Below are 12,896 nucleotides of genomic sequence, written 5' to 3' on the forward strand. Positions count from 1 at the left end.
CCTCAGCCCTCGCGCCGGGCGGCGCAATCGTCCATGGCCGCGCCGATCGCCTGTTCGCCGCGGGCCAGCAGCGCTGCGCTGGCGCCGCGGATATCGCGGGCTTCCTTGTTCTGGCTGAGCTTGAACTTGCCGACCAGGCGGGTGATCTCGATTTCGATGCCGACGATCAGCCGGAGCATCTCGTCGATGTAGTCGGCGGGGCCGTCGGTCATTTTCCAGGGCGTTTCCTGGGTCGCCTCGTGGGTGCGGGTCAGGCGCGCCACCAGTCCGCGCACATAGCGTTCGTCGTCGCGGATCCGCACCCGGCCGTGGGCGTGGACCACCCGGTAGTTCCAGGTCGGCACCTGGCGGTGGTGCTCCTGCTTGCTCGGGTACCACTGCGGCGAGATGTAGGCATCGCCGGCGCGGAACACCACCAGCACCTCGTCGCCGTCGCGCAGCTCGCTCCAAACCGGGTTGTTGCGCGCGACATGGGCTTCCAGGGTGCCTTGCGCGCCCTTTTCCGGGCTCAGCTCGAACGGCAGGTGGTTGGCGTCCAGGCCCGCTTCGCCGTGGCTGACCAGCAGGCCCAGCGGATAGTCCCGGATCAGCGCGTGCAGCGCCTGCGGGTCGGACTCTTCGAAATGCGAAGGCAGGTACATGTTCTGTTCTCCTCGGGGACTCGGCCCTTATACGCTGTCGGTGGGTTCCGTCGCCACGCACAGCAGGCGCGAGTCGGCGCGCATGCCGGGCATCATCAGGCGCAATTCGTCGAGCAGCAGGCCGCCCGCTTCGTGCAGGGCCGCCAGCGGCATTTCCGGCAGGCTCTCGAGGATGAACCACATGCGCCGGGCGCTGGCATCCAGGCGGGTGCGCACGCCCTGGCGCCAGTTCCAGCGGCGGCAGGTGACGCCGAGGTCGTCGCGCCAGACCACCTCGCCGGGGTCGGGGGATTCGTCGACCGCCTCGCCGTTCTTCAGGGTGTCGAAGGTCTCGCTGCCGTCGGCGACCACCAGGCGCGGCGTGCCGGCATAGGCGGCGAGGTTCTCGCCGCCTACCGGAATGGCGAATTGCACGCTGATGGCGTTGTACAGGTCCACCACCGGGTCGATGCTCGGCAGCCCACCGTCGCGCAGCGCACGCTTGCGCAGGGCTTCGGCGGAGCAGGGGGTGCGCTGCGGCTTGGCGCCGAAGCGGCGGAACGCCTCGGCCCAGGCTGCCAGGTGCGCCTCGGCCCAGTCCGGTTCGCCACGCGCCAGCGCCTGGCAGGCGCGCTCTACGGCGCGGTCGGCGATTTCCGGACGAACGATCGGCGCCGCCTCGACGGTGAGGCTCAGGGCGCGGAAACCGGGGGCGAGGGCGGCCACCTCGGCGGCGATGACGGGGAGGATCGGGGCGTGCTCGGGCATGGTCGTCTTCAGGGTTCGGTGAGATGGAGGGGGCGGGGCATTCGGCTTGGCCGGCGCGTAAAGCGGTAGGTGGATTTTTACCATCCGGGCTCCGCCCTCACCATGAAATCAGCGAATGAATTATTAGCTGTGCTGATGATCGGGTGGTCGGGTTCAGCTGCGCTAATGGCGGGAGCGGCGTTCGCTTGCCGGCGAAGCCGGCGCCAGAGCCTTCCGCCGGCCGGGAGGGGCTGGACAGCGAGACGCGAGGGGCGCAGTGTTCGAGCGGTCAGAACCGCCACCACCCGAGGTAGAACGCAGATGGCCAAGGCAGCCGATGTGGTTGTGCAATGCCTGGAAAACGAGGGCGTGCAGTACGTCTTCGGAATTCCCGGCGAGGAGAATCTCGACCTGCTGGAGTCCCTGCGCAAGTCGCAGATCCGGCTGGTGCTCACCCGCCACGAACAATCGGCCGGCTTCATGGCCGCCACCTACGGGCGCCTCACCGGCAAGACCGGGGTCAGCCTGTCGACCCTCGGCCCGGGCGCCACCAACCTGGTCACCGCCGGCGCCTACGCCTACCTGGGCGGCATGCCGATGCTGATGATCACCGGGCAGAAGCCGATCAAGAAGTCCAAGCAGGGCCGCTTCCAGATCCTCGACGTGGTCGGCATGATGCAGCCGCTGACCAAGTACACCCACCAACTGGCCTCCGCCGACAACATTCCCTCGCGGGTCCGCGAGGCGTTCCGCCTGGCCGAGGAAGAGAAGCCCGGCGCGGTGCACCTGGAGCTGCCGGAGGACATCGCCGCCGAGCAGACCGACAGCCTGCCCATCCCGCCGAGCCTGAGCCGCCGGCCGCTGGCGGAATACAAGGCGATCTGCGCCGCGGTGGAGAAGCTGCGCGCCGCGCGCAGCCCGATCCTGGTGATCGGCGCCGGGGCCAACCGCAAGATGACCGCCAAGGTCCTCAAGCAACTGATCGACAAGACCGGCATTCCCTTCGTCACCACCCAGATGGGCAAGGGCGTGGTCGACGAGCGTCACCCGCGCTTCCTCGGCAACGCCGCGCTGTCCGCCGGCGACTTCGTGCATCGCGCGGTGGAGGCGGCCGACCTGATCGTCAACGTCGGCCACGACGTGATCGAGAAGCCGCCGTTCTTCATGGTTCGCGGCGGTACCGAGGTGATCCACGTGAACTTCCGTTCCGCCGAGGTGGACCCGGTGTATTTCCCGCAGATCGAAGTGGTGGGCGACATCGCCAACGCCATCTGGCAGATCGGCGAGGCGCTGGACGATACCGCGCACTGGGACTTCACCCGCCTGCTGGCGATTCGCGAGGCCAACGAGGCGCAGGTCGCCGAAGGCGCCGACGACCCGCGCTTCCCGCTCTATCCGCAGCGCCTGGTGGCCGACGTGCGCCGGGCGTTGCCGTCGCAGGGCATCGTCGCCCTGGACAACGGCATGTACAAGATCTGGTTCGCCCGCAACTACAAGGCACACATGCCCAACACCGTGCTGCTGGACAACGCCCTCGCCACCATGGGCGCCGGCCTGCCCTCGGCGATGGCCGCGCACCTGGTCTACCCGGACCGGCCGATCGTCGCGGTGTGCGGCGATGGCGGCTTCATGATGAACAGCCAGGAACTGGAAACCGCGGTGCGGCTGAAGATGAACCTGACGGTGATCATCCTGCGCGACAACGGCTACGGGATGATCCGCTGGAAGCAATCGAACATGGGCTTCGCCGACTTCGGGCTGGACTACGGCAACCCGGACTTCGTGCACTACGCCGAGGCCTACGGCGCCCACGGCCACCGGGTCGACAGTGCCGAGGGCTTCCTGCCGCTGCTGGAGCGCTGCCTGGGCACGCCCGGGGTGCATGTGATCGATTGCCCGGTGGATTACTCGGAGAACGACCGCATCCTCAACGTCGAGCTGCGCGAACGCGCCCTGGCGGTCTGAACCGCCGGAGCGTCGCGCCGGCGTGCGTTCCGGCGCGACGGCTCAGAACAGCGACAGGTTGTAGCTGGCGATCAGGCGCACCTCGTCCACGTCGCGCGCCGAGCGCTCGAAGTCGGTGCGGTAGGTGGCGTTGCGCAGGCGCAGGCTGAGGTCCTTGAAGCGGCCGCTCTGCACGATGTACTTCAGCTCGATGTCGCGCTCCCATTCCTTGCCCTCGTCGCCGTTGGCCAGGCGGATATGGTCGCCGTTGACGTAGCGGGTCATGAAGCTCAGGCCGGGCACGCCGACGCTGCGCAGGTCGAAGTCGTAGCGCAGTTGCCAGGAGCGTTCCTCGGGGTTGGCGAAGTCGTTCACCTGCAGGTAGTTGGCCAGGTACGGATTGCTGCCGTCGAGGTAGGGCATCGAGCTGGCGCCGTTCATCCGCTGCCAGCCGGCGCTGAGCGTGTGGCCGCCCTGGGCGTAGGCGAGCAGCAGGCTGAGGGCGCGGTTGTCGATCTTGCCGGCGCGGGCCGCGCCGGCGTCCTCGCTGTCGAACCAGCGCAGGTCGGCGCTCAGCTTGCCGGCGCCGACCTGCCGCTTGCCCACGGCACCGAGGTAGCGCTGGCGATAGACGTTGCGCAGGCCGCCCTGGGCGTATTGCAGCAGCAGGCCGTCGTTGACCTGGTAGTCGAGTTGGTAGGCGTCGAAGCGGTTGCCGGTGGTGTCGCAGGCGTAGCGTTTGTTCTTGCAGTGCAGGCGGATGTCCTGGGCGTCGCTGGAGTCCCGCGCGGTGTAGCGCTCCAGGCGGGTGGCGGAGAACCTGAGCCCGGCGATCTCCTCGCTGGTCAGCTGGGCGCCGTGGAACAGGGTCGGCAGCAGGCGTCCGTCGTTGTATTTCAGCAACGGCATGTCCGGCAGCATCGCCCCGTACCTGAACTGTGTCTGCGAGAAGCGCATCTTGCCGGCAACGCCGGCCTTGGCGTACTGGTCGACCGAGCGACGCGGATCGTGGCCGCTGGAAGGCAGCAGGCCGCTGTTGCTGTCCGCGGGGCTGGAGTCGAGCTTGATCCCGAGCATCGCCAGGGTATCCACGCCGAAGCCCAGCGCGCCCTCGGTATAGCCCGAGCGCAGGTCGAGGATGAAGCCCTGCGCGGCTTCCTCGCGCTTGGAGGCGCCCTGCGGGTTGGCCGAGCTGCCGTCGCGGAAGTCGCGGTTGAAGTAGACGGTGCGCGCTTCCAGGCGCGCGCTGCCGTCCTCGAGGAAGGCGGCAGGGGCCGGGGCGACGAATCCGCCGCACAGGGCGAGGGCGCCCAGGCCGCGAAGGGTGCGGGGCGAACGGGGGGAAAACGGGGAGGACATGCGGTGACTCTCGACAGCGGGGGGTAAAAAAGCGCGCGAAGGTGTCACAGATGGCCGGCGGGGTCTTTGCGACCTTGGTCTAGCCGAGAAGGCGCGCACGGATCGTCGGCCAGGCAGGCCTCTAGCGGGTCGGACGCAGCGTGCCGAAAGCGACGAAGAATCCTCCGCAGCCCCCTGTGAAACGCTGCCCCGCCCGTGCCAGCCTGATCGTCACGTTTGCGCCAGGATCTCCGGAGGCTAGCGCTTCACGCAGACGAACAGGGCATTCCCGGAGCTGCCGGCCCAGGGCGTGATCCGTTCGTAGTCGTGTTCGAAGACCTGCACCTCGAAATGCGTCTGCAACAGGTGCTGCAGCTCGGCGAAGCCGAGGGCGACCATGGGGTGTTCGTCCTCCCAGGTCTGGGTCGTTCCGTCCGTGGTTTTCTCGATACCGAGGCGCAGCGCCTGGCGCTCGCCCTCGCCGCTGTAGTACCAGCCGGAACCGAAGGTGAAGCGGCTGCCTCGATGCTCCACGGAATGGCGGACGAACGAGCGATTGTCGATCTGCCCCTTGTCCACCGTGTTGAAACAGAACACGCCGCCATCCGCCAGTGCGCCATGCACGCTGGCCAGGCATGCGCGCAAGCGCTCCAGCCCTGCGTTGTAGTGGATCGAATAGAGGAAACAGGTGATCAGGTCCAGCGGCTCGTCCACCTGGAAGCCGGCCATGTCCTGCCGGCTGAAGTGCGCTTCGGGGCAGCGCTGTCGGGCGAGGTCGAGCATCGGCTGGTTGATGTCCAGGCCGGCGCTGCGATAGCCGAAATCGAGGAAGTGCCGCACGTGAGGGCCGGTACCGCAGGCCAGGTCCAGGTGCCGCCGGCCCTGGTTGCCGAACAACTGGTGCAGGCGACGCACGCAGTGGCTCTGCGCCTGGTAGTCGATGTCGGCGCACATCAGGTCGTAATAGTGGGACAGGTCGGTGTACAGCGCGGTGGCGGACATGGGCGGCAAGGACCGGCGGCGAAGGGCGCGGCATGGTACCCCAGGCCCGGGCCTTGCCGGCGAAAAAACAGGCACCGGCCGGCGGATCGCGGGCGGACTTCAGTCGAAACGCGGCCAGTCGTCGGCGATCCTGCACCAGCAGGCCATCGATGCGACCTGGACATGCTTCTGTTTCGCCGCCGGGAAGGGCGTGTCCAGGCTGCCGAGGGCGACCGATACCCAGTCGGCGAACTCGCCTTCGCTCCTCGACCAGAACAGCGGCGAGCCGCAGCGCGAGCAGAAGCGCCGGAGCACGGCGGGTGAGGAGCGGAACGCGGCGAGCAGGTCGGCGCCGCGGTCGATGTGCAGGTCCGCGACGGGGACGCTGCCATAGCTGGCGAATGCCGCGCCATGGGCCTTGCGACACTGGCCGCAGTGGCAGTGAGAGAGTGCGCGCGGGGGCGAGGACAGTCGGTAGTGCAGCGCGCCGCACAGGCAACTGCCGTGGAAGGTCTGGCTCATCGGAGGGCGTTCCCGCATTCGCAAAGGCGGCGAGTCAAGCAGCCCTCGCCACGCTTGTCGAGCGCCTCCTCCGGTCGCGGGCTGTCGGTGCGGGCGTCGATGTCTGCTAGGCTCTGCCGTTTCACCCTAGGAGTATTTCCCCATGGCCCGAGCCACTGCCCGCCACATCCTGGTTTCCAGCGAAGCCAAGTGCAACGAACTGAAGACCGCCATCGAAGGCGGTGCCGACTTCGCCGAAGTCGCCCGCGAGCATTCCTCCTGCCCCTCCGGCCGCGACGGCGGCAACCTGGGCTCGTTCGGCCCCGGCCAGATGGTCCGCGAGTTCGACCAGGTGGTCTTCAGCGCGCCGCTGAACGTGGTCCAGGGGCCGGTGAAGACCCAGTTCGGCTACCACCTGCTGGAAGTCACCAGCCGCCAGGACTGAACGTACGGCGGCGCATAACGCCCCTCTTCCACGCGCCGATCCAGGCGTAGGGCGAATAACCGCTGCGCGGGATAGACGGCGGATAACGCCGTTGGCGTTATGCGCCCTACCTGTCCCGGACGACGAAAGAAGCCGCACTTCCAGGTGCCAATCCGGGCGTGGGGCGAATAACCATTGCGCGGGATAAACGGCGGATAACGCCGTTGGCGTTATGCGCCCTACCTGTCCCGGACGACGAAAGAAGCCGCACTTCCAGGCGCCAATCCGGGCGTAGGGCGGATAACCGCTGCGCGGGATAAACGGCGGATAACGCCGTTGGCGTTATGCGCCCTACCTGTCCCGGACGACGAAAGAAGCCGCACTTCCAGGCGCCAATCCGGGCGTAGGGCGAATAACCGCTGCGCGGTTATCCGCCGGTGCGCGATCGATAGCCTGGCTGGCCTCAGGGCGCGAAGTAGCGGGAGATCTGCGAATAGACGCCGCTGAAATCGGAGAAGTAGTCATTGCGCTGTGAGGTGGGCGCGCCGCAGTACGAGGGGCCGCCGTACAGGCCACCGCGCAGCTGGTAGGAGCCGTCGCCGGCGACGGTCAGCAGGCCCGAGCCGGACGAGCCGCCTTCGACCACCGCCGACGGCCAGTCGACGCGGGTCAGGGCGGTATGCCCGTCGTAGGTGACGCCCACTGCCGAGACGTTGCCCTGCGAGTACTTCTTGGCGTCGCCGCGCGGATGGTGGATGTCATGGCCGAGCGAGCCGTTGGCGATCGGCGTGGCGCTCCAGCCCTGGTAGAACACGCCGGCCGGCGGAGTGCGCTTGAGTTCCAGCAGCAGGGTGTCGCGCTTCGCGTCGCGGTGCAGGATATTCGCCCCGCCGGTCAGCACGGTGACGCTCTGGTTGATGGTCGAGGCGTCGCCGTAGCACTGGGTGGTGTTGTAGAACCAGATGGTCTGCAGCGTCGCGGCGGTGGCCTGGTCCTCGATGCAGTGCGCGGCCGACCAGAACAACTGGCGCTTGGGCGAGTTGCCGTTGTTCAGCAGGGTGCCGGTGCAGATGTAGCTGCCGCCGTCCGCCGAGCTGGTGAAGACCATCTTCGCCACCGCTGCGGTGGCGTTGTCGTAGGCCCGCGTGCCGCTCTGGGTCGCGCAGACCGCATCCACCTCGCAGCTGCCGCTGGCGCCGAAGCCGTCGCGGTAGCCGGCCTTGTACAGGGAGTCGGCGAAATACGATACCTGGGGTACCGACAGGCGCAGGTCGCCCGGTTGCAGGTTGGCCGGCAGCACCAGTTCGACGGTCAGGGTATCGCCCTCGATGACCGGGCTCCAGTAGGGACGGTTGACCGAGAGGTCCTTGCCGCTGGCCTCGAAGATTTCCTTGCCGGCGCCGGCGAAGTGCAGCAGCACGTCGTCGGGCAGCGAGCCGCTGCGGGTTTCCAGGCGAATCGCGGCGCGCAGGCTGGCGGCCCCCGCAGCGCTGATCGGGAAGCGCGCGGTGTGGCGCCCGTCCGGAGTGTCGATCCATTCGAGGGTTGCCAGGTCGATTTCCGGAGTCGCCGTTTTCAGGCCCACCCCCACTTGCAGCGGCGTACCCGGTTTCGGCGCCAGCGGCGCGGCGCGGGCCACGCGGCGGGCGGGGGGCGCGGCGAAGTGGATGCCGGCCGCCGAGATCGCCGCGTTGGGGTTGGCGAAGCGGGCGTGACCGGTGCTCGCCGGGGAGGCCTGGAGCACGGCGACGTCGCCAGTCATCTCGCTCGCACCGGGCGCCGCCAAGGCCTGGCTCGCGCCGGCAGCCAACGCCAGAACCAGGCATGCATTCAGGTACGTTCTCTTATGCATGAATCGACTCCTTCAGTTTTTTGGGAGGGCAACTTCCTCAATCGTTCGCGTGGCGAAAGATATGCAGGTGTGACGGAGTCGTTCAAATATTTTTTATATTCGTTTCTGCTAGCTATTAAATATGAAGAAGCGTTTATGGATAGCAGAATAGATAGCTATTTCCTTCACTTGCCATTGATGTTGGATTGCTCTCTCTACCAACTAAAGTTTGGTCTGGAGTGGTTCTGCAGAGCCTTCGGTTTGCTTCAGAGAGGTGCAGGATGTAGTGCGTGAGTGCTTTACTGGTGCGGCTGTCGATGTGATCGGGTTAACGAAATCCTGATTTTCAAGTTATCCGGTTTGACCACTGCCGAATATAAGGCTGGGTGAATCTTCCATTCACCGCTCGGAAACCGTTCCGATGTTGGCTTGGTTGAATTCCAGGATATCCGGCTTATGGTCGTATAAGTCATCTCTATAATCGCGGGGCATATATAGAGCCCTGGCCGCTTACCATTACTCCAGGGTTTTCCAGGATACGCCGCCGCCCTTGTTTCAGAGCGGCGGATGCAACGGCGGCGCATGCCGCGCGATCAGTTCGGCGACCCACTCGATGAACACCCGCAGCTTGCCGCTGACGTGGCGGTTCGGCGGGAACGCCAGGTACAGCGGCATCGGCTCCAGGCTCCAGTCCTCGAACAGCGGCAGCAGCTCGCCGCGGGCGAGGGGCTCGCGCGCCATGTAGTGCGGCAGCCAGAGGATGCCCAGGCCGGCCAGCCCGGCCGCCAGGTAGGCGTTGCCGTCGTCCACCGCCAGCACATGACGGCCCGCCACCCGCAGGCATTCCTCGCCCCTGCGCATGGCGTAGGGCAGGGCCTTGCCGGTGCGCGCCCAGAGGAAGCCGACGATACGCTGGTGGCTGTCCTCCAGTTCGCGCGGGTGGCTCGGCACGCCGGCGCGCTGCAAGTAGGCCGGTGCCGCGTAGACCCCCAGTTGCAGGTCGCCGACCCGCCGCGCCATCAGCGACTGGTCGCGCAGTTCGCCGCCGCGGATGACGCAGTCGACGTTCTCGTCGATCAGGTCGACGAGCCGATCGCTCACGCCCAGGTCGATCTGGATCTCCGGATAGCGCGCATGGAACTCGGGCAACGCCGGGATCAGCAGCAGCCGCGCCAGCGGGCTCGGTACGTCGATCCGGAGACGCCCGCGGGGCGCCAGGGCGGCGCTGGAGAGGCTGGTCTCGGCATCGTCCAGTTCCGCCAGCAGACGTACCACCCGCTCGTAGTAGGCGGCGCCGTCGGCGGTCAGGTTGAGCTTGCGCGTGGTGCGGTTGAGCAGGCGTACCCGCAGCCGCGCTTCCAGTTGCTGGACCAACTGGGTGACGCTGGTGCGGCTCATGTGCAGCGTCTCCGCCGCCTTGGTGAAGCTGCCGGTATCCACCACACGGGCAAAGGCCTGCATCGCATCGAAACGGTCCATCGGGACTCCGGGTCGTCGGGGATTGTTTGGATTCTACAAACAGTCATGGCCAGGGTTGCGCGTTTATCCACGGCGCGCACGACCTTACCGTTCTTCCATCGACGATGACGGGGCCGGGAGCCCCAGGATGGAGGTATCGCATGACTGTACGCGACGTGGTTTTCCCCGCCGGCCGCCAGGCCCTCTACGAGCGCAACCGCTATTCCCCGGCGGTCCGCAGCGACGGCCTGCTGTTCGTCTCCGGCCAGGTCGGCAGCCGCGACGACGGCTCTCCCGAACCCGAGCTGGAGACCCAGGTCCGCCGCGCCTTCGACAATCTGAATGCGGTGCTCGCCGCGGCCGGTTGCGGGTTCGACGATGTGCTCGACGTCACCGTGTTCATGGTCGACGCCGAGGCCAACTTCGAGCGCATCTGGAAGATCGTCCCGGAGTACTGGGGCGAGGCGCCGTACCCCACGCTGACGGCGGTGGGGGTGAACTGGCTGTATGGCTTCAGCTTCGAGATCAAGGTGGTCGCGAGGTTGCCGGAGGGGCGGTGAGAGCCGATGCGCAGTGCCGGGGCCAGCTCGGCTAGCGCCGGGGCTCTGAGGGACGCCGCAGGCTTACCCAGGCCGGCGCGTGGTCGCTGGCGTGCTCCTCGCCGCGCACCCAGCGATCCACCCCGGCGTCTTCCAGGTGGTCCGCCAGGCTGGCGCTGAGCAGCAGGTGGTCGATGCGCAGCCCGGCGTCGCGTTGCCAGTGCTGGCGGAAGTAGTCCCAGAAGGTATAGAGGCGCCGGTCGGGGAAACGCTGGCGTAGCGCGTCCACCCAGCCCTGCCGCAGGAGGCGCTCGAAGCACTCGCGGGACTCCGGCTGGAGCAGGGCGTCCTTTTTCCAGGAGCGGGTGTCGTAGATATCGAAGTCGCTGGGCACCACGTTGAAGTCGCCGGCCAGCACCACCGGATGGCCGCTCTCCATCAGCTCGGCGGCGTGTCGGATGAGGTGCTCGAACCAGGCCAGCTTGTAGTCGAACTTCGGTCCCGGCTGGGGATTGCCATTGGGCAGGTACAGGCTGGCCACCAGCAGGCCGTCGACGGCCGCTTCGAGGTAGCGGCTGTGGGGATCGCTGGCGTTGCCCGGCAGGCCGCGGCGTACCTCCAGCGGCTGGCTGTCGCGGGCGAGGATGGCGACGCCGTTCCACGCCGACTGGCCCTGCCAGATCGCGCCGTATCCGGCCCTCTCCAGCGCCGCGGCGGGGAAGCGCGCGTCGGGCGTCTTCAGTTCCTGCAGGCAGACGATGTCCGGCGCTTCCCGCTCCAGCCAGGCCAGCAGCGCGGCCAGCCGGGTCTGGATGCCGTTGACGTTGAAGGTGGCGATCTTCAGGGTGTCCACCGCTTGTCTCCGCGAATGACGATCAGGCGGCCGCCTGCAGGGCTTCGCCGATGGCTTCGTTGAACGCCTGCAAGTCACCCGGGTTGCGCGAGGTGATCAGGGTCCAGCCGTGCGCCGGGCAGACTTTCACCCGCGTGTCGACCCAGTCCGCGCCGGCGTTGGTCAGGTCGATACGCACGCTGGAATAGGAGGTCAGGGTCTTGCCGCGGGCGACACCGGCGTCGATCAGCAGCCAGGGGCCGTGGCAGATGGCGGCGACCGTCTTGCCTGCGTCGCTGAATTCCCTGACCAGGCGCTGGGCCTCGCTGTCCTGGCGCAGGGTGTCGGCATTCACCGTGCCGCCGGGGACCAGCAGCAAGTCGTAGTCCTCGGCGCGCAGGCCTTGCAGCCTGGCGTCGGAATTGACGATCAGGTCCTTCTCGCTGTCGTGCACCCAGGTCTGCGCTTCGCCGCCCTCGATGGTCGCGTGGGTGACCGTGGCGCCCTGTCGCTTCAGGGTCTTCAGCGGTTCGAGCAGCTCGTCGCGCTCGATGCCGGTGTTGGCGGTGATGACCAGGACGTTCTTGCCTTGCAGCTTCGCGCTCATGGTTTTCTCCTCTGCTGGGGCGCCCGTGGCGGGCACCGTGGCGTGACATGCAGGAGAGTGGAAAGCTGGAGCGCCGGGGAGTTCGAAAGATTTGCCGGGCGGTGGGCCGGATCCTTGGCCTGTCAGCCTCCGGCGTCAGCGGAACAGCAGCGAATGATGCGCCGCGCCACCGGTGCGCGCGCCGTCGCCCACCGCGATGGCGACGTTGCCGGCCGCCAGCGCCGCGTCGCCGCAGGCGAAGACGCCGGGAACGCTGGTTTCGCGCATGCCGTCGGTCCTGATGAACGGCCCGCTCGGGCCGTCCTCGAACTCGCAGCCGAGCAACGCCGCCAGCGGGCTGGCCATGCGCGTACGCGGCTGGGTGAACAACCCCGCGAGCGTAATCGTGCGGCCACTGGCCAGGGTCACGTCGGCGCGCGCGCCGCCCAGCGCGACCACGGCTTCGCGCTCGATCGTCACGCCGCGCCGGTCCAGCCTGGACATTTGCTCGGCATCCGGTTCGAAGACGCCGTTGAGGAAAAAGGTGGTCGCTCCCCAGTCGGGCAACATCAGGGCGTGGTGGATGGCCAGCGGTGAGGCCGCCAGTACGCCAATCGGCCCGCCGTCCAGTTCGTAGCCGTGGCAATACGGGCAATGGAACACGTGCCGTCCCCAGCGCTCGGCAAGACCGGGGATCTCCGGCAGCTCGTCGGCGACCCCGCTGGCGAGGATCAGCCGGCGCGCGGTGAAACGTTCTCCGTTGGCGGCCTTCACCACGAAACCGTCCGCCTCCTTCTTCGCCGCGACGGCGGCTTCGGACAGCCACTCGACGCTGGGATAGGCCAGCAACTGCGCGCGGGCGTCATCGGCGATGGCCGCCGGATCGCGGCCGTCCTGGCCGAGAAAGCCGTGGGAGGCCCGGGCGAAGCGGTTGCGTCGCAGTCCCGTATCCATCACCAGCACCCTGCGCCGCGCCCGCGCCAGTTGCATGCCCGCGGAGATGCCGGCGTAGCTGCCACCCACGATGATCACGTCGAAAGTCATGGCGTATCTCCCATTCGGATAGTCACGAAACAACGTAAGTTTCATGAGATG

General features: G+C 67.5%; 13 protein-coding genes. 3 read left to right on the top strand and 10 right to left on the bottom strand.

The annotated features are described in order from the left end of the window. Positions 1-2 precede the first annotated feature (2 nt). Both ACI766_RS03820 and ACI766_RS03825 read right to left on the bottom strand, forming a co-directional pair. Positions 3-641 (bottom strand): FMN-binding negative transcriptional regulator, encoded by a 639-nt coding sequence (locus ACI766_RS03820; protein WP_003118993.1) that lies wholly within the window; start codon positions 639-641, stop codon positions 3-5. Positions 642-668: 27 nt separating this feature from the next. Continuing rightward, entirely contained in the window at positions 669-1,388 is a 720-nt protein-coding gene (locus ACI766_RS03825) for a B3/4 domain-containing protein (RefSeq protein ID WP_003144549.1), read from the bottom strand. A gap of 300 nt (positions 1,389-1,688) precedes the next feature. On the opposite strand from ACI766_RS03825, the gene ACI766_RS03830 reads away from it, so the two are divergent. Then, positions 1,689-3,332: an acetolactate synthase large subunit gene (locus ACI766_RS03830; RefSeq protein ID WP_003101357.1), complete on the top strand. Its 1,644-nt coding sequence runs from the start codon at positions 1,689-1,691 to the stop codon at positions 3,330-3,332. Positions 3,333-3,374: 42 nt separating this feature from the next. Here the strand turns inward: ACI766_RS03830 and ACI766_RS03835 are convergent, their stop codons facing one another. The 3 genes from ACI766_RS03835 to ACI766_RS03845 form a co-directional block, all read right to left on the bottom strand. Next, on the bottom strand, positions 3,375-4,670 hold the full coding sequence (locus ACI766_RS03835; RefSeq protein ID WP_003101355.1) for an OprD family porin: 1,296 nt from the start codon (positions 4,668-4,670) through the stop codon (positions 3,375-3,377). A gap of 237 nt (positions 4,671-4,907) precedes the next feature. Next, on the bottom strand, positions 4,908-5,651 hold the full coding sequence (gene eftM, locus ACI766_RS03840) for a class I SAM-dependent methyltransferase EftM (RefSeq protein WP_003112983.1): 744 nt from the start codon (positions 5,649-5,651) through the stop codon (positions 4,908-4,910). Positions 5,652-5,750: 99 nt separating this feature from the next. Further along, entirely contained in the window at positions 5,751-6,152 is a 402-nt protein-coding gene (locus ACI766_RS03845) for a GFA family protein (RefSeq protein ID WP_003101352.1), read from the bottom strand. Between the two features lie 142 nt (positions 6,153-6,294). Here ACI766_RS03845 and ACI766_RS03850 point away from each other — a divergent pair, with 142 nt between their 5' ends. Further along, entirely contained in the window at positions 6,295-6,576 is a 282-nt protein-coding gene (locus ACI766_RS03850) for a peptidylprolyl isomerase (RefSeq protein ID WP_003101349.1), read from the top strand. Positions 6,577-7,018: 442 nt separating this feature from the next. Here ACI766_RS03850 and piv read toward each other — a convergent pair whose 3' ends face one another. Both piv and ACI766_RS03860 read right to left on the bottom strand, forming a co-directional pair. After that, positions 7,019-8,407 carry a protease IV gene (gene piv / locus ACI766_RS03855; protein WP_087823677.1) on the bottom strand — a complete coding sequence of 463 codons (1,389 nt, stop codon included), beginning with the start codon at positions 8,405-8,407 and terminating at the stop codon, positions 7,019-7,021. A gap of 534 nt (positions 8,408-8,941) precedes the next feature. Continuing rightward, a complete protein-coding gene (locus ACI766_RS03860) occupies positions 8,942-9,865 on the bottom strand; it encodes a LysR family transcriptional regulator (protein ID WP_003101343.1) in 924 nt (307 codons plus the stop codon). 140 nt (positions 9,866-10,005) lie between these two features. Between ACI766_RS03860 and ACI766_RS03865 the strand changes: the two genes are divergently transcribed. Further along, a complete protein-coding gene (locus tag ACI766_RS03865) occupies positions 10,006-10,404 on the top strand; it encodes a RidA family protein (protein WP_003101334.1) in 399 nt (132 codons plus the stop codon). Between the two features lie 31 nt (positions 10,405-10,435). On the opposite strand, the gene xth is transcribed toward ACI766_RS03865, so the two are convergent. From xth to ACI766_RS03880, 3 genes are all read right to left on the bottom strand, one after another. Then, the gene (xth, locus tag ACI766_RS03870; protein WP_003110540.1) at positions 10,436-11,236 is read right to left on the bottom strand and encodes an exodeoxyribonuclease III; all 801 of its coding nucleotides are present in this window, start codon (positions 11,234-11,236) and stop codon (positions 10,436-10,438) included. A 22-nt stretch (positions 11,237-11,258) separates the two neighbouring features. Next, positions 11,259-11,822: a DJ-1/PfpI/YhbO family deglycase/protease gene (locus tag ACI766_RS03875; protein WP_017148481.1), complete on the bottom strand. Its 564-nt coding sequence runs from the start codon at positions 11,820-11,822 to the stop codon at positions 11,259-11,261. A 135-nt stretch (positions 11,823-11,957) separates the two neighbouring features. Then, positions 11,958-12,890 carry an NAD(P)/FAD-dependent oxidoreductase gene (locus ACI766_RS03880; protein WP_003118999.1) on the bottom strand — a complete coding sequence of 311 codons (933 nt, stop codon included), beginning with the start codon at positions 12,888-12,890 and terminating at the stop codon, positions 11,958-11,960. Between the last annotated feature and the right edge of the window lie 6 nt (positions 12,891-12,896).

Origin of the sequence: Pseudomonas sp. DL (genome assembly GCF_047199225.1) — a bacterium.
In the GTDB taxonomy this organism is placed as follows: Bacteria; Pseudomonadota; Gammaproteobacteria; order Pseudomonadales; family Pseudomonadaceae; genus Pseudomonas; species Pseudomonas aeruginosa.